The organism is Chryseobacterium electrogenes, from assembly GCF_053553015.1.
Map to the genome: position 1 here is coordinate 1755280 of NZ_JBNPPB010000002.1, position 18037 is coordinate 1773316.

Here is an 18037-nt window from a genome sequence, read left to right on the forward strand (position 1 = left end):
AAAAAACACGATGATGAAAATAATTAAAATAAGTCTACTTCTGTCCACTGTTTTGCTTCTTGCGATAAGTTGCAAAACTGTGGCTCAGAAATCCAATATCCTTTCTGTATCTTACATGCATACCGCTGGCAGAGGAGGTTCATCTTCTATAACAGCAACTATAGATTCTCTAGAATCAAGTGCAGTGGGTGGTCGTTTTCAGGATGTCCCAAATTTTAAAAAGAAAATTAATTCTAAAGATTGGGATCAATTAGTTTCTAAAATTAATATTTCTGATTTAGAAAAAACAGAAAGTGGAAGACAACAAGGTATTTTTGATGGGCCTGATGCTATATTTAGAATCAAAACAAGAGATAAAGAGTACGAAATCTATAATCCAAAAGAAAGTACACAAGGCTACAAACAATTGAATGAATTGAGAAACAGTCTAAATAATCTACGTTCAAAATATAAAAATTAAGTCTCTAACTTATTGCTTTCTCCTTAACAGTTTATAATCAAGAATCTTATTAATTAATGATAAAGGAACAGTTTTCTTTAAAAGCTTTTAACACATTTGGCGTTGATGTTACTGCAAAATATTTTGCCGAAATCCATAATCTAGAAGAGCTTATTGATGCTCTCAATTTTTCTAAAAGCCATAGCCTTTCGGTTTTATTTTTAGGTGGTGGAAGTAATATTTTGTTCACCAAGAATTTTGATGGATTGGCATTAAAATTAAATTTAAAAGGAATTTCGGAAGACATTATCAGCGATAATCAAATTCTGATCACGGCGCAAGCTGGCGAAAACTGGCATCAATTTGTGCAATATTGTCTGGACAAAAACTATGGAGGATTAGAAAATTTATCCTTAATTCCGGGTAATGTCGGCACATCTCCAATGCAAAATATTGGCGCTTACGGCACAGAAATTAAAGATACTTTCCACAGTTGTAAAGTTCTCAATCTAGAAACATTTAACATAGAATCTTTTGATATATACCAGTGTCAATTTGGTTACCGAGATTCTTTTTTTAAACAAGAAGGGAAAGGAAAATATGTCATTTTGGAAGTTACTTTTAGATTAAGCTCCCAAGAACATAACATTAAAGCCGATTATGGCGCTATTAGAAGCGAGCTAGAGAATCTCAATATTATAAATCCTACCATCCAAGATATATCTAAAGCAGTTATCAACATCCGCCAAAGCAAGTTACCGGATCCAAAAGAAATAGGTAATGCTGGAAGTTTTTTCAAAAATCCTACAATCGCTATCGCTCAGTTCGAAGCTTTACAACAAGAATTTGACAATATTCCAGGTTATCCTAATGGCGATGTGGTAAAAGTCCCTGCGGGTTGGCTTATAGAACAATGCGGATGGAAAGGAAAACAAATTGGCAATGTAGCAACACATCATCTTCAATCATTAGTTATTGTTAATAAAACAGGACAAGCAACAGGGCAAGAAATTTTTGATTTTTCTACGATGATTATTAATTCAGTTAAAGAAAAATTCGGGATTATGCTAGAGCGCGAGGTTAATATCATGTAGTTTTTTTAATATGAACATTAATTTGACATTAAAATAAAAATTAAACCCACTGTCAATCAATGACTTTTGTCAATTATTTATATTTATTCTAAATAAATTCTTTTAAGCTAAAACATCGTTGTATTTTTGCAAACTCATTTCTGAGAAATGAATTAAAAAAAATAACTGTGGGTAGATTTTTAGCTCTTTTTATAATAAGTCTTTTTTCTGTTGGTCTCAATGCCCAATCAGGAAATATCTTTCTTAACATTAGCGTTACTAATGACAACAATGAAGTCTTGCAAAACGCTTCTATCATTGTCGATCAGAAGATTTTCTCAACAACCAACGATGACGGAAAATCCAAAATATCACTTCCTTCTTCTACACAAAAGATTACCATAAAGCATCCACTTTACCTACAGAAAACAGTGACTGTCTTTCTGGGGATGCCTAAAAACCTCAACATAAAACTCTCTACCGACCATAAGATAGACGAAGTTATTATAACTGCAAAAGAAGGTAAAGGCTTAACCAGCAAATCTATCATCAACCAGAAAGCGATGGAACACCTGCAACCATCCAGCTTTGCAGACATTATGGAACTTCTGCCTGGTGGCCTTGCTCGAAATCCCAATCTTACTGTTACTAATAAAACATTAATCCGCGAAAATGCTGGCGGTCCTAGTGCTTATAATACATCGTCTCTCGGTGTACAATTTATGATTGACGATAATGTATGGAATACCAATGCTGATATGCAAATTTCTTCTAGTGACTCTCAGTTTCTAGATGGACCAAGAAAAAGAGCTACCGCAGGCATTGGTGTGGATATGAGAACGTTGTCTACCAATGATATAGAAAGAGTAGAAATCATCCGCGGGATTCCGTCTGCTGCTTATGGTGATCTGACATCTGGTGTTATTAAAATTGAACGAAAAATTGGTTATTCTAACCTTCAAGCGCGTTTTAAGGCAGATGGATTTAGCAAACAATATTATGTAAGTAAAGGGTTTAACCTTAATAAAAACTGGCAGTTGAGTGCTAGTGCAGACTTATTAGACGCTAAGCAAAATCCTACCGACGACTTCGAAAATTATCAAAGAATTACCGCTTCTATAAGGTCAAAATTAAAAACTAAATTGTGGAACAATCCTTTAGAATGGCGCTCTAACATAGACCTTTCTAGCAATATTGATAAGATTAAAAATGATCCCGACAATGGCTATCCAAGCATAGACTCTTATAAATCAAGCAATAACAGATTAAGCCTTACCAATAATTTTATCTATCAGTTAAAGAAAGATAATTTCTTCAACAAAATTATATTAAACACAGCCGTGCGTCAAGGTTTTGAAAAGATAGAACAAGTAAAACTAATGCAACAATCTGGTCCAAGATCTATTTCTCTAGCCACCGCACAAGGCGAAAACGTGGGTGTTTTCCCAGTTTTACGATATGTATCAGAATTTACCACAGACGGGAAACCGTTAGACTTATCCGCATTATTCCAATTAAATGGAACTAAAAAAGCAGGCGGACTAACGCATCAATATGAAGCCGGATTAGATTGGCGATATTCTAAAAACAACGGAAAAGGTCAACAATACGATATGCTTACGCCACCAACGGCTAATATGTCAACCAGGCCAAGAGCTTATAATGATATCCCTGCTTATCAGAATCTTGCAACATTTATTGGAGATCAGATGAGTTATAATATCGATGGTCATCAACTTAATTTATATGCAGGATTAAGAGCGTCTAAGTTGTTAGGTATGGATGCTTCTTACAGCATTAGCAAAAAGGTATTTTTAGAACCACGACTTAATTTCCAATACAGTTTGCCTAGTATTATGGTACTGGGACATCCTTTGAAAACAGATTTTACCATGGGTTATGGATTATTCTACAAGCAGCCAACATTGCTTATGTTATATCCTAACCAGCGCTATACAGATTACACACAGCTTAACTATTTCCATAATGACGAACGTTATCGCTATGTCAACTACATGACTTACGTTCAAAATGTTGAAAATAAAAATCTAACCGCAGCTAAAAACACAAAACACGAAATCCGTATAGATCTTAGTTATCGCAACCACGAGTTTTTTGCGACGTTTTTCCAAGAAGATATGGACAATGGTTTTAGAAGTACATTACAGAATGCTGTTCATACCTTTAAAAGATACAATGCTGCTTTTGTTGATCTCAACGACTGGAATAACGGCCCTAATCTTGCCAATGTTCCTTACGAAATACGATCGGAATTTGGAAGTTATGCCATAACAGAAAACGGAAGTGCGACCTTAAAAAAGGGAATAGAATTCGGTTATAGCTCGCCAAGATTCCCTTCTATTAATACCAAATTTACTTTGACAGGTGCTTGGTTTAGAACCCAATATCGCAACACAGTTCCTGTCATAGAAAAACCAAATATTTCGCTTGCTGGCAATAATTTCCCTTATTATGGAATTTATAAAAATGCTGACGGCTATATTAACTCTAACCTTAATTACAACTTCTTTGTCGACACGTATCTACCAAGTCTGGACATGAATATTTCGGCATCAATTCAGGGAGTGATATTTAATGACAGAACTAAAGACCAGAGAATACCAGAACCAATTTCTTATTACGGAATAGATGGTATTGTGCATCAATTTACAGATGCAGATCGTACAGATCTTTACAAACAATGGTTAGTTAGAGATGTATCGACCACTGATAATCTAGCTACTAACCTGACCTACACCATCAGCGCAAATCTAAAAATTTCGAAAAGAATTTATAAATCTTTAAAGACATCAATGTTTGTGAATAGGCTTTTCAATTATGCGCATCCTTACAACTTTAATGGTGTAAGAGTAACTAGAAAAAACTCTGCGACACCCTACTTCGGGATGGAGCTTAACTATAACTTTTAAATATTAATATCATAAAAATTTATACCAATGAAAAAAAGACTCTTAATTATCAGTCTATTAGCAGCAACTGTTGCTACCACAATTACATCATGTTCTAAAGATGATGATTTTGGCACAGAAACCATACAGCAAAAAGGTATTTTATCTTTAAACTTTAAAAGCGAAAATATCGTTTCTTATAAAACTTTGGATGTAGAAGCTTTAGAAATTAATACGGGTGCTGTGGTAAAGAAAGCTTTTCAAAATACGTCTTCTATACAATTAGAGTTACCTTATGGATCTTACAAAATTTCTGCAAATGGTACTGCTATTAATAATACAGGAGATGGTGTACAGACAGGAACAACTATTTCTGTAGATATGAAATCAGGATTAATTTCTATGGAATCTCCTATGCTTATTAAACAATTTACAGATAGTTTTATCATAGAAGAGGCTTTCTACACAGGGGTAAAAACTCCAGAGGGTAAAAACTATAACTCTAGCCGTTATTTCAAAATTGTAAATAATACTAATAAAGTATTGTATGCTGATAATCTAATTATTGGTCAGTCAGAATTTTTGACTTCAGTTAATAACAATGTTACACCTTATAATATTGACCAATCATTTCCTGTAAAAGGTGTTATGGTTCTTAGAGGAAGTGGTAATCAGTACCCGGTACAGCCAGGTGACTTTATCGTTGTAGCAGACAATGCAGTTGATCATACTAAACATTCTAGTACTGCATTTGACTTAAGTAAAGCAGATTTTGAGTTTCCATCCACTAATCCAGCTTTAGGTCAGGTAGATAATCCATTAGTTCCTAATGCCGATATTATATACACTCAGATGAATTTTAATATGTTCTTCTTGCACAGTAGTGGTGTAGAATCTTATGTGTTAGCACGTTTCCCAGAAGGTGAGACTTCTACATCTTTCTTAGAAAAAAATAAGTACACTTACTCTTATACTAACTCTGCTGGCGGTACAACTACTAGAAGTACATATCAAATTCCTAATTCTTGGATTCTTGATGGGATGAACAATGCCGTACAAGATAAACTATTACAAATGCTAACTTCTTCTTCCATAGATTCTGGTTGGACAGGTGTTGGTAGTTTTTGGAATGATGCTAATCGCCTAGGGAAATCCGTAAGAAGAAAAGTAGATGGTAAACTAAGTAATGGTAAAGATAAATATAAGGACACTAATAACTCTACAGAAGATTTTATCAAAAATTCTGAGCCAAGCTTAAAGAATGGTATCATTCATTAATTTCAAATTAAAAAATAATCAAACATTAAAACCTATCTAATGTTTCAAAATAAATCTTTCTATACACTATTATCAGTATTAGTTTTCGGAGTCATCTCTGCCAAAGCTCAGGACAGCCTTAGGCTATATCCAATTATTAATAACCAGTTTGATATAGAAAGAAATATTAAACAATCCTATTACTATAATCCGGCGGCCAAGTCGGATTATAGTTCTTTATCTTTCACAGATTTTGGGGTTTCTTATCACAAAGGCAATCAGAAAATCTACAGGCAACAATTAGGATCAGGAAGCGAAGGACTCGGCGTTAATGTCAGTTCTTATAAAAAACAAAAATCTAACCGATCTATCTGGGGAAGTGCAAGCTATCAAAACCTAAAACTTAATTCTATAAAATGGAATGAGACTTTAGATTATGACAGAATTGCGCCCTACTCCATTGCAGATTCTATTGGAGGAACAACTAAGGTAGAACGTTATCAATTTTCTGGTGGATTGGCACAAAGCTTTAACCGTTGGACTATCGGGCTAGAAGCTAATTATCTTGCTCAATTAGGGTCAAGGTCTAAGGATCCTAGAGTTAACAGTACAACCTCAGATCTATCCATCAATCTCGGGATTAACTATAAAGTTTATAGAGATTATGAGCTAGGCATTTTCGGGCAGTTTAATAAATATACCCAGAATACATCCATCTCTTTTGTTAATCTACTAGGACAACCGCTTACCTATCACATGACAGGTTTGGGATATTCTAATTATTTTTTCAGTACCAAAAATCCTGCAGCAATTTATCAAGAACACGCCTATAAAATCGGCGGTCAACTCTTTAGCAAAAAATCTAAAGATTTCTATCTGCAAGGTAGTATTGGACAATCTAACAATGTAAAGAGTATTAATACAGGTAATACAGATTTTGACGCTTCAGATTTAGAAAGCAAAACTTACGATCTGGAAGCAGCTAAATTTTTCACTATCAAAAATCATCGCTTCGGAATACTCGCTAATTATAATGCCAGTACAAAAACGGGTAGCGAATATGGCTACACCAATAATACACAGTTAACACAACAGATCTACAAAAGAAAAACCTACAAAAAAGAAGATTACACTACCAAGATTAGAGGATTTTATCAATACAATTGGGAGAAATCTAACCTTGCTGTTATTCCTTTTTTTATCTATCAAGAAACTACTGAGCAAAAACGTTTACCTTTTACAGGTCAAAAGTTTGATGCCTATACCTTAGGTCTAGAAGCTCATTACAAACAAGAAATAACAAGCAACCAAGTCTTAAGCTTCAGCCCTTATTTTTCTAAAAAAACAATCAATAAAGCTATTAATGCAATTTCTAAAGACATTAGATCTTCCATTCTAGATTGGGTTCTAGAGGATTATTATTTCCTGACTAGTGATGCAACAACAATTGGTGCAAGCTTACGATATGACGTAAAACTAGAGAAGTTACCCGCGTTTTATATTAATGCACAATATCAAAGCCAAAAAATACAAGAAAAAAACAATAACTTTGTTGCTTTAAGCCTAGGAATAACATTTTAGAAAAATGAAGAAAACTGTTTATGTTGCTGCTATTAGCGTTGTTTTTGTATTTTTAAATTTCGCCCCAAAAGTCAATCGCGATCTTATGAATATCCAAGATCCAACTTTTGAAGATATCGTTAATAGTTATAAAAAAGCAATTTCTCAATGGCCAAAAGCAACCATAGATCCGGAAGCAAAATGGTCAGAGTTTTCACCAATCAAAAGAGATGTTGATTTTTTCAAAAACCAAGATAAGCCAGAAGTTATCTTAGGAAAAATGCTATTCTTTGATCCTAAATTATCAAAATCCGACCAAATATCTTGTAGTTCTTGTCATGATCCAGAAATGGGTTGGACGGATCGCAGACGTGTTTCTCTAGGTAACGATCACCTTATGGGCACGCGCAATACGCCTACGATCCTTAATATTGCAGAACGCAAATCTTTTTTCTGGGATGGTCGCGCATCAACCTTAGAAGACCAAGCCATTTCTCCCATTGCCGCTCATCACGAGATGGCTATGGATCCAAGTACCCTTCCTGATAAATTTGAAAAATTTAAAAATTATAAAAAACTCTTCAAAGATGCTTTTGGGACAGAATCTGTGACTTTTAACAGGATTACCACGGCGCTTGCAGCATTTCAAAAAACGATAAAAAGCCAACCAAGCAGGTTCGATCAGTTTCTGGAAGGAAATTATAAAGCGATGACCGATCAAGAAATCTACGGTATGCACATTTTCCGCACCAAAGCCCGTTGTATGAACTGCCATAACGGACAATATCTCACCGACGAATCTTTCCACAACATTGGATTAACCTATTACAAAAGACAATATCAGGATTTAGGATTATATGACGTAACTAAAAAAGCTGAAGATGTGGGGAAATTCCGTACGCCTCAACTTAGAGATCTTAACCTAACCAGACCATGGATGCATAACGGATTGTTTGACGATCTAGAAGGTATTATCAATATTTACAACAGTGGTATGCACATGATAGATCCTAAACCAGAGCAAAAACTGAAAGATCCCATGTATCCTGTAACTGATCCTTTAATGAAAAAATTAGATCTAACAGTTGATGAGAAAAAAGCATTAATTTTATTTCTAGAAGCGCTTAATGGAACTAAATTCAAAATGAGACGACCAGATTTCCCGATAGAATAATTTAATTCTCGGATGTTTCTTGTAGATTATTTTAAATAATTAAAGTCTGTTTCATTTTATTGAAGTAATTTTAATCTTTAATCTAATCTCTGTAAACTATGAAAATTGCGATTTTGGGCGCTGGCAACATGGGTATTTCTTTCTCAAGATCTTTCCTCAAATACGAATTATTAAAGCCAGAAGACCTTCATCTTATCACCAGAAGTCAAGCTACTAAAGAGAAATTAACTTTAGACTTTCCTAGTTCTAAAATTTCAACTTTTGATGAAGTCACGCAACTAGACGCAGACCTCATCATTATTGCCGTAAAGCCTCAAGATTTTAACTTTGTTGCCCAACATATTTTATTTGAATTAAAACCTGACCAAATGATACTTTCTATCATGGCAGGCATCAAAATCGAAAATATACAAAAAGCTTTTAATCATTCTTTAGTTGTGCGTTGTATGCCGAACTCTCCTACATTGCTAGGCATGGGAATTACTGGTTATACGGCTGCAGAAGGTATTTTGTTTAACCAATTAATCAACATCGAAAGATTGCTAAACAGCACCGGAAGATCTGTATATCTAGAAGATGAAAATCTATTAGATGGCGTTACAGCGCTTTCTGGGAGCGGACCAGCTTATTTTTATTATATTGTAGACGCTATGATAAAAGCCGGAATACAAATGGGAATTGAAGAAAATCTATCCAAATTATTTGTAAAACAAACCATGTTAGGAGCTTATCATCTTATTAATAATTCTGAAAAATCATTAGACAACCTTATAAAAGATGTCGCATCCAAAGGCGGAACAACCGAGGCTGCACTCAGGAGTTTTAATGAAAACCATCTCAAAGATCACTTACAACATGGTATTCTTTCTGCGGAAGCACGTGCTAAAGAACTTAATTCTTAAAAATATCTATTTTAAATAATTTTTCTAATTTCTGTTTAATATAAAAACCAATGCTTACGCCAATACTGTTAAGCAAAATATCATCAATATCAAAAACCCCTAATCGTGTAAAATACTGCATGCTTTCTACAATAATCAAGACAAAAACAAAATTGATAATTAAAGCTTTATAATGATTAAGTTTCGGGAAAACCCATCCAAGAAATCCAAATGGAATAAACATAACAATATTCCCTACGAGATTAATGATAATATCTTTCCAAAATAAACTCTTAGACACAAAGTCGATGGTAGAGGCAAGAGGTTTCAACCTTACAATATTGATGTTCATCTGAGTTCTCCCAAATCCCAGAAACATGAAGTAGAGCAACATCACAGTATATGGTATAATCAGCGTACGGTATATTTTTTTCAGAATCACAATCCTTTTTAATTAAACTAAATCTATTACAAAAATATAAGTTTAAAAGTTTTTAAAGTCGTATTTTTGAGTACAATTTTGCTGTATGAAATACATTATTCTGAGTTTAATTTCTGCAATGTTATTTTGCGTTTCTTGGCCCACTTATGGCGTTCCGTTTTTTATATTTTTTGCTTTTGTCCCATTATTATTGGCTGAGCATGACATAATGAAATTCAGTACGATCAAAAGAAAATCTCTTGCTGTTTTCGGGTTATCTTACCTTTCTTTTATCATCTGGAACATCATTACAACAGGCTGGCTTTATAATGCGCTTAATCCCGATGGAAGTCATTCTTTAATGGCAGTGTTATTTCCTGTTATTGTTAATTCGGCATTGATGTCATTAACATTTATGTGTTTCCATTGGTATAAAAAGCTAGAAGGAACGTATTTCGGATTGGTATTTTTTGTCGGAATATGGATGGCTTTTGAGAAATTCCACCTCAGTTGGGAGTTAACGTGGCCTTGGCTTAATCTCGGCAATGTCTTCGCCAATTATCCAGAATTGGTACAATGGTATGATACATTAGGCGCTACTGGCGGTAGTTTTTGGATTTTAATCATTAACGTGATGGTTTTTTACGGTTTCAGAGTTTGGGAAGCTGGCAGAAAAAGACGGTCATTAATCATTAATTCTTCAATTGTTTTGGGCTTAATTGCTTTGCCGATGCTCATTTCTTTAATTCAATATAAAAATTATAACGCAAAAGTAGTTGGCAACGTTAATGTAACGATGCTACAACCAGAGCTTGATCCTTATAACGAAAAATATCAAAAAGATAGCCTTCAGATTTTAGGCGACTTACTGACTATTGCTAAACAACATTCGACCTTAAAAGTTGGAAATAAAACCGAAAATGTAGATATTTTCTTATCTCCAGAAACTTCATTGCCTGGCCGTGGAAGCATCAGCGAAAGAGGCTTCCAGAGTAGTTTACTTCTCCATCAAGTCAAATCTTTTCTAACAGAACATCCTAAATCTCTCTGGATGGGCGGAATCTCCAGCCACTATGTTTTTACCAATGAAGACGAGGTAAAACAAAAATCTACAACAGCTTCTTTTATCCCCAATGCTGACATCTGGGTAGATCAATATAACTCTGCGGTACAAGTTATTCCGAATCAAAACGTTGAAGTGTATCACAAAGGAAAGTTAGTACCAGGTGTAGAAATTTTCCCTTATATGTCTGTATTGAAACCATTATTGGGTGATGCAATGTTAGATATGGGAGGTTCTGTAAGTTCTTTGGGCACCGATAAAGAACGTTTGGCTTTTTCTAACCCTTTTAACAAAGCAAAACTAGCGCCTATCATTTGCTACGAAAGTATTTATGGAGAATTTACTGGAGATTATGTTAAAAAAGGAGCTAATCTTCTCGCCATTGTGACTAACGATTCTTGGTGGGGTTACTCTCAAGGTCATAAGCAATTATTAGCCTATGCAAGACTTCGCTCCATCGAAACAAGAAAAGAAGTTGTCCGTGCCGCCAACAGCGGAACAAGTGCCCATATCAACTCACGAGGCGACATCTTGGATGAGTTACCTTACGGCGCTCAAGGCGCATTAACGGTAAAAGCTAACTTGATAGATGGCGAAACGTTTTATGTAAGAAGTGGTGATTTCTTATCTAGAATATCCATGTTTATGATTGGATTTTTGATTTGTTTCATTCCTGGGCGACGTTATCTTAATCGTAAAAAATAAAATTAATGGCAATACAAGATTGGTTGACGCAATTTTGGGTTAAGAATTGGGGACAGAATATTGACCCTAAAACGCATGATTGGTTAATTGGTCCTATCGGGAATACTGATGTTATTAAAAATAAATTTGTCAAAACTTTAGCCAAAGAACAGAATCTTAGCATCCAAGAAAACCTGCCTGATGTTGGTTTGTTAGAAAGTCTTGAGTCTATCGGGATTAACAACAATGATGGACTTAACAAAAAAGTTGAAGATTTCTATCTCCATACTTCTAATTATAATCTGGATGTTAAAGCCAACTGGCATCCTTTGTTTTTGCCTTTTGGATTTGTTTTACAATTGTTGTTCAGTAATAGATTACAACAACTTAATTTACCAATAAAAAAAAGTGATCTCTCTGACGGCATCGAAAGTAAAATCATAAAATTACAATCTAACGAAACAAAGCAAAACATCTGGACAATATGGTACCGAATTGCCAAAAAAAGTCAAAATGTTATCTTTTCTGGCATCTACACGCAATGCAAAAATCCTAATTACGAAGAACCATTATTCAAATTAATATTTCCTTTGCCTAACGGAAATGCATCGGTTATTATGACTAAAGAAATCCTAGCTGATGGTTCTTTAATCTTAAAATCAGAAGGCAAAAAATTTGGTGATAGCGGATTTTATTTCACATTAACCAATCACAAAGGTCAATATTGGTCTAAGTTCGTGAGAAGCATGCACGAAGAACTAAAAGTATACGAAACATCATCCGATGAATTGAGGGCAAAACATCAATTCAGGATTTGGGGTATTCAATTTTTAACTTTAAATTATTCGATAGAGAAGAAATTTAGTTAAATTCTTTCCATCTCGGGATCACCACTAATAATCCTAGTCCGACATAAAAAGATAAGAAACTCACATCTGAATATAAGAAAGTACTCAAGAAATAATTGTGACAAATAAAATGTAACATCACAAAAAGAGGCACTGTAATCACTCCAACTTTTTTATAAAGTGCAATGAGCGCTAATGATATAACGACCAATATATCTATCGTAAAGATAATATAGAAATACCAAAACGGAATATTAATATCCTTATGTTGGCTATATTCTAACAAATCTGTGTTGACACTTAGATAAAAATGCAACAACAAAAAGATTAAAACACCATAAAAAAACGGGTTATTTTTAAAACTTTTATCGATTGATTTTGATTGGTTTTCCATGGTATAAATATAAAAAGGGCTTTTGAATAATCAAAGCCCTTTATGTAAGTTTTTTCCTGATAAATATTATACAGAAACAGCGTTAATCAATCTGTTTTTGTCACTGATATATTCTTCCATAGAAATCATACTTTCAGTTCTCATTACATCTTGGATATCATCAATCTGATAAATGATACGCTTAGCATCTTCTGTATTTTTTGCTTTCATTTTACAGAAGATATTGTATTTTCCAGAGATAACACTAGCCTCTACAACATTTGGGATCTGAGACAATTCTTTCAAAACTTCTTGAGTTCTGTTAGACTTGGTAAGCAAGATACCGATAAATGCTGTGAAATGGTAATCTAATTTACCATAATCAATGCTTAAAGAAGAACCAAGGATTATCCCTGCGTCTTCCATTTTTTTTACTCTAACATGGATGGTCCCTGCTGACACGTCCATTTGTTTAGCGATTTCCGTAAAAGGCATCCTTGTATTTTCTACTAGAAAATCAAGTATTTTCTTATCGATTTCGTCTAATTGGTAGTTCATAATAACTTAACTTTATTGTTTTACTAAAAAAATAAAATATTTTTTACAAATTTAAGAAAAATTACAAGAACACGAAAACTTATTAAAAATTTAACAAGTTTTAACTCATTTACGATTTTCTTTAGAATATAACTATTTTACACTATCATTCTTTAAGGAATCTTTTATAATTTTCTTTTTATCTTCCTTAATTTTTTGTGAATTATTGCGTTTTCCGAACAAAGATTTAAACGAATTAAAACTTTTACTATACACAACTCCAACACCATAGCTTTGATTGGCGCCCGCAGAGGTCACACCAAGTCCCAAATTGGATGGTTTAGAATAAGCTCTTAAGAGTCTACTTCCATTATTAGCTTTACTCCAATCATATTCTATTATCCCTTCTCCCGAAAGGTAATTTTGAGACGTCGCATCATTTTTAGAAATAGGAATCCCAAGACCAGTTTTAATTTTAACTCTTGGCGACACTGCAAAACTCACACTGGTATTAGCTCTATCGCTAGTATTGGAACCTACATCGCCTGTTATATAATCTAAATCTACCTGAAACTCACTACTAATAGTATTAAGCACAGAACCTAATTGTTTAAATAACATGCCGTAACCGATAGATTCTCCAGTTTTTCCGAGATTAATATCTAATCCTCCCGCACTCGTAACATTAAAAGTATTAAGCGCCAAGATAGACCCAAACTGAATAACTTTCTCATCTTCGTTACTCATCTTAGTGGCTAATGTCTCTCTCACTTGTGCAGAAACATCAGGTGCTGTAACATCAAATTCTATTTTGGGATTAGTTAATGTCTGAGAAATTTTAATTCCTAACAATACATTAATAGGTTGTAATGTCATACCAAGATAATCTCCAGCATTACTCACCGTACGAGAATAGGTAGCAGCGATACCCAGATCTGGTGTCATAGGATTACCTCCCCAACGGATACCACTTCCTCTTGTGATTTGAAATTTACGACTTAATATTGCTTTGGACTCAAAGATGCCGCTGTCTACGATGTAAGTTCCGTTCATGCTGACATTACCGTTACGCTCCATCCTAAACTTCAAATTATCAGAATCTCCTCTTACATTAATATCACCAATACCATCACCAACCAAAACATTAACCGTAGTTCCTTTATCTAGTTTTAGGTTAAAATCGACAATCATATTAGCACCATGTTGCTTCTTTTCTTCTACGGTGATAAGTCCTGTCTCATCTCTCTGAAGAAATCGTAACATTTTAAATTCTTCTACATTAGAAGTAGAGTTACTGTTAAATGTAAATACACTATTGGTTAGTGCTTGCATATTAGGTGTAGAAATCTCTAATCCAGAGACAGGGCCAGATACATATAAATCGCCTTTACCATAAACTTTGCCCCAAAACAAATCATTATCCTCTTGGGTACTATTAAGAACCATAAGATTGGTAGATTCTAAAAGGAGGTTAATCGCCATAGACGACAAGGTCTCAAACTGGATAGAACCAGAAACTCTACCTTTAGAATTAGCTCTTCCGTCGCTCACCTCTATACCATTAAGCAAGGCTTGACCTTTGGACAAACTGATTATAGTATCAGCAAAGCTATAATCTACTCCTGTGAATAATAATTTTAGTCCAAATCCCTTCAATCCTATATCACCACTATAATCAAGATCTGCAAATGTCCCAGCAATCTTAAGATCTCCCGTGGCTTTTCCTCTAAAATTACCAAAAATACTCTTAACAAATTCCTGAACAAATCTAAGATCAAAATCAGACATCTCCGCATTCATATCCAAAGTAGGAGACTTGGTATTATTATCTATTGTCCCACTCACATGAAGCTTGTTGCCGCCTAATAATTCTGACGACAATGCTTTAATATCAATATCAAAAACATTAGCCCGAGAACTTTTGGTCGCATTAATCACTAGATCGCCCATTTTTTCGCCATTCATTTCGATATCCTTAACCTCAAGATTTACCAGAGGTTCTAGGTTTTTCTCATTCATAACGATCTGAATATTCCCATTAGCGATACCTTTCAACTGCATGTTATCCTGAGAATCTGAAGAGGAAGTCAATGCTATTAATTTTGAAATATCAAAGTTGGTAACCTCTGCATCCGCTTCAAAATCTTTAGCAGACTTAAAGGTGGCAGATTTTATCAACAAAGCACTATCATCCGAAAAAACTTTGAGATTGTGAACAACAAAATCCTTTTCTTTTTGTCGATAAGTAATGGAGTGATCCAACTCTGCACTGGTATCTATGCTCCAAGCCATATTATTAATCTTAACCTGAGTAGGTTCAAATCTTAAAATATAATCACCTTGTGAGTTGGTTGTTTGGTTAAGATTAATTGCATAATCCTTCAGCTTGTTAGCTTTTTCTTCATCAAGAGATCCTAATTGGAACCCTGTCTTTACATGGAGAACCTGACCATTATCATTATTTGCCTTAATGCTCACATCTCTTAAGACATTTTTACTGTATTCTCCTCGTTTTATATTTGCTAAAACTTGCTGCTCCAGATTAGCCGTATTAACACGAATCATTAGACTATCCACCATTGCGCTATCTATAGACTTCTGCATGTCTGGCTTATAATGTTCGTCGGTATCTGCTAAGAATTTTTCTGCCTCAGACAATTCTTTTTCCTTAGTCATTATATACTTAATATAAGGTGCATCAGCATTAAGTATAAGATCATTGGTGCTGCCTTGATAATTACCAGAGACAATAGCGCCATTAGGAATTTTAAGATGCGGAACAAAGAAAGCAACCAACCCTTGTCTAATATCAAAATCAAAATTAAAATATTGTCCGCTATAGGTCTTCTTAGGCGGATTGCCTACCATAATTTTATTAATACTATTACTGAACATCTTGCCAAGATCTTCAATATTAAATTTCCCAGCCATCTGTCCTGTAACAGCACCTGGAGAATTGACAGAAACTACACGATTTCCATTTTCGAAGAAAGCTTTGATATCAGAATTAGGCAGTATTAATTTTTGATCGTCAGAAGTCAAAGTAAGCTCTTTAAGATTGGCATCAAGATCCAAATCGTTAAGGTTAGTCATTGCAAATTTACCCGAGACAAAACCACTAACACTGTTCATCCCACCTGCAGAAACTCCAAAATGCTTTAAATTTACATACTGAAGATCTGCTGTAATATCAGCTTTTAGACGACTAGTGCTAAAATCAACCAAACCATTAATCTTAGCTTTGGCATTAGGATCATTAATATTAACAAGTCCTTTATATTGTTTTCTATCCAATGTACCATCTAGTACAACATTAGCGATATCATTACCTAGTAATTGGATGCGTTGGATCTCAGATTTCGTACGGAGATGCATTGTATTAAGATCAAAACTTTGACCTTCTACATTAAATTTCCCTGTGATTAACCCAACTTGTTTATTCTTGGTAAACGCGGTTATATTAAGATCTTTAACATCGAAATAACCTTTATACTTAGGAAGTTTTGTGCTGTAATCCGTAAGATAAAATTGATTAATCTTAGCTTGACCAATACCTGTGATGGCTTCTCCATGGGCAAATATCTCTTTTGGCTGAGCCCTTACAGCGCCTTTATACTTTAATCTTCCAAAGTCATCCGCAACATTTCCTAAATTTTTTGCTATAAAACTAGGCAAAACTGCCTTCAGCGCTTTGTATGTAAAATCTGCATCTAATTGCTCACTTTCAATTAAAAATTGACCTTTAAGAACATCTGCTATTTTTAATTTTTTAGCGTGTAAATTAATATCCTGAGCTTTAACCTGAAAATTATTTAAAGCCATTTTATTAAGAGGTCCAGTCATAGCACCAGACATACTCATCGGCTTATAATTATCCCAAGTTGGCATAAAATAACTTAGATCATAACCGCTGAAAAAACTTCCTTGCTTAAAATCTACATCCCAATTAACTTTATTGCTAAAATCTCCAAAACCTGTTTTATGATCCAGATTAAGAATAGCATGTCCCATTAATAAAGAATGATCGGTATGAAAAACCAAATCCTCTAGTTTCAAGTGTTTTTTTGTGATTTCAAACTTGGTAGAAAAAGCATCTACAATATGCTCCTTACCCCAACGTTTTGTTACAAAACTGAAATTACCAATATCAGCAGTAACATTAGGTCCTACAACTTTTATCTCTTGCGATCTGATATTAATATCGTGAGCATCTAACCAACGCCCTTCTTCTCCGGGATGATTCTCATTAACAATGCTTGCTTTACCATTAATGATATCCACAAACATTTTCATCTGGAAAGGTTTCTTCTTAGGATTTCTTGGTTTTCCGTCATCAAAATTATCAATAAAACGGATGAAATTACTAATACTATCACCCTTATAAGTAATAACTTTAAAAGAAGGATCAACAATTTTGGCTTTATTAAACTTAAGATCATTGGTATTAAAAGCCAACGCAAACCAATCAGAATTGGCTTGTAATTCTTTAGCCGTAATGAATTCGAAATTCTTATAATCTTTAATATGAACTCCCTTTAGGACAACATCTCCAAAGAAATTAATCTCTATATCGTCTACCTTAAGCCCCATATTGAGATCTTTATTAAGAAATTCTATAGCTTTATCGGCAATATACTTTTTGGTTACAGGGAGATTAAGCGTAATAAAAATCAAGAACAATAAGCCCAAAATACTAAGAATAAAGTACAAAGGTATTCTTACCCACAATGAGCTTTTTTTATGTTTTTTGTCTATCAAATCCGTTTTTTCAGGATTTGTTTCATTAGTGTTTTTTTTATTTTCTAACTTTGCCATTCT

General features: G+C 34.1%; 13 protein-coding genes. 9 read left to right on the forward strand and 4 right to left on the reverse strand.

Features of this window, described 5'->3' with window-relative positions:
- The first annotated feature begins 10 nt into the window (after positions 1–10).
- The 7 genes from ACQQ6V_RS08050 to proC all read left to right on the forward strand — a co-directional run bounded on the left by ACQQ6V_RS08050 (position 11) and on the right by proC (position 9314).
- Entirely contained in the window at positions 11–460 is a 450-nt protein-coding gene (locus tag ACQQ6V_RS08050; protein WP_448845023.1) for a hypothetical protein, read from the forward strand.
- Positions 461–516: 56 nt separating this feature from the next.
- Positions 517–1533, forward strand: coding sequence for a UDP-N-acetylmuramate dehydrogenase (gene murB / locus ACQQ6V_RS08055; RefSeq protein WP_448845024.1), 1017 nt, complete (start codon positions 517–519; stop codon positions 1531–1533).
- A gap of 167 nt (positions 1534–1700) precedes the next feature.
- Positions 1701–4442, forward strand: a complete 2742-nt coding sequence (locus ACQQ6V_RS08060; RefSeq protein ID WP_448845025.1) for a TonB-dependent receptor — start codon at positions 1701–1703, stop codon at positions 4440–4442.
- Positions 4443–4469: 27 nt separating this feature from the next.
- Positions 4470–5699, forward strand: a complete 1230-nt coding sequence (locus ACQQ6V_RS08065; RefSeq protein WP_448845026.1) for a DUF4876 domain-containing protein — start codon at positions 4470–4472, stop codon at positions 5697–5699.
- Positions 5700–5738: 39 nt separating this feature from the next.
- Positions 5739–7259 carry a DUF6850 family outer membrane beta-barrel protein gene (locus ACQQ6V_RS08070; protein WP_448845027.1) on the forward strand — a complete coding sequence of 507 codons (1521 nt, stop codon included), beginning with the start codon at positions 5739–5741 and terminating at the stop codon, positions 7257–7259.
- A gap of 4 nt (positions 7260–7263) precedes the next feature.
- Positions 7264–8412: a cytochrome-c peroxidase gene (locus ACQQ6V_RS08075; RefSeq protein WP_448845028.1), complete on the forward strand. Its 1149-nt coding sequence runs from the start codon at positions 7264–7266 to the stop codon at positions 8410–8412.
- 98 nt (positions 8413–8510) lie between these two features.
- A complete protein-coding gene (gene proC / locus ACQQ6V_RS08080; RefSeq protein ID WP_448845029.1) occupies positions 8511–9314 on the forward strand; it encodes a pyrroline-5-carboxylate reductase in 804 nt (267 codons plus the stop codon).
- Here proC and ACQQ6V_RS08085 read toward each other — a convergent pair.
- Positions 9304–9732, reverse strand: coding sequence for a VanZ family protein (locus ACQQ6V_RS08085; RefSeq protein ID WP_448846187.1), 429 nt, complete (start codon positions 9730–9732; stop codon positions 9304–9306). The two genes, proC and ACQQ6V_RS08085, sit on opposite strands and share 11 nt — an antisense overlap.
- Before the next feature lie 88 nt (positions 9733–9820).
- Here ACQQ6V_RS08085 and lnt point away from each other — a divergent pair, with 88 nt between their 5' ends.
- Entirely contained in the window at positions 9821–11482 is a 1662-nt protein-coding gene (lnt, locus tag ACQQ6V_RS08090) for an apolipoprotein N-acyltransferase (RefSeq protein WP_448845030.1), read from the forward strand.
- A 5-nt stretch (positions 11483–11487) separates the two neighbouring features.
- Positions 11488–12330 carry a hypothetical protein gene (locus ACQQ6V_RS08095; protein ID WP_448845031.1) on the forward strand — a complete coding sequence of 281 codons (843 nt, stop codon included), beginning with the start codon at positions 11488–11490 and terminating at the stop codon, positions 12328–12330.
- On the opposite strand, the gene ACQQ6V_RS08100 is transcribed toward ACQQ6V_RS08095, so the two are convergent.
- The 3 genes from ACQQ6V_RS08100 to ACQQ6V_RS08110 form a co-directional block, all read right to left on the reverse strand.
- Complete coding sequence (locus ACQQ6V_RS08100; RefSeq protein WP_448845032.1) at positions 12323–12703, reverse strand: hypothetical protein; 381 nt, start codon at positions 12701–12703, stop codon at positions 12323–12325. The genes ACQQ6V_RS08095 and ACQQ6V_RS08100 overlap by 8 nt on opposite strands.
- A 66-nt stretch (positions 12704–12769) precedes the next feature.
- Positions 12770–13240 carry an Lrp/AsnC family transcriptional regulator gene (locus tag ACQQ6V_RS08105; protein WP_448845033.1) on the reverse strand — a complete coding sequence of 157 codons (471 nt, stop codon included), beginning with the start codon at positions 13238–13240 and terminating at the stop codon, positions 12770–12772.
- Between the two features lie 132 nt (positions 13241–13372).
- A complete protein-coding gene (locus ACQQ6V_RS08110; RefSeq protein ID WP_448845034.1) occupies positions 13373–18034 on the reverse strand; it encodes a translocation/assembly module TamB domain-containing protein in 4662 nt (1553 codons plus the stop codon).
- Positions 18035–18037: the final 3 nt, after the last annotated feature.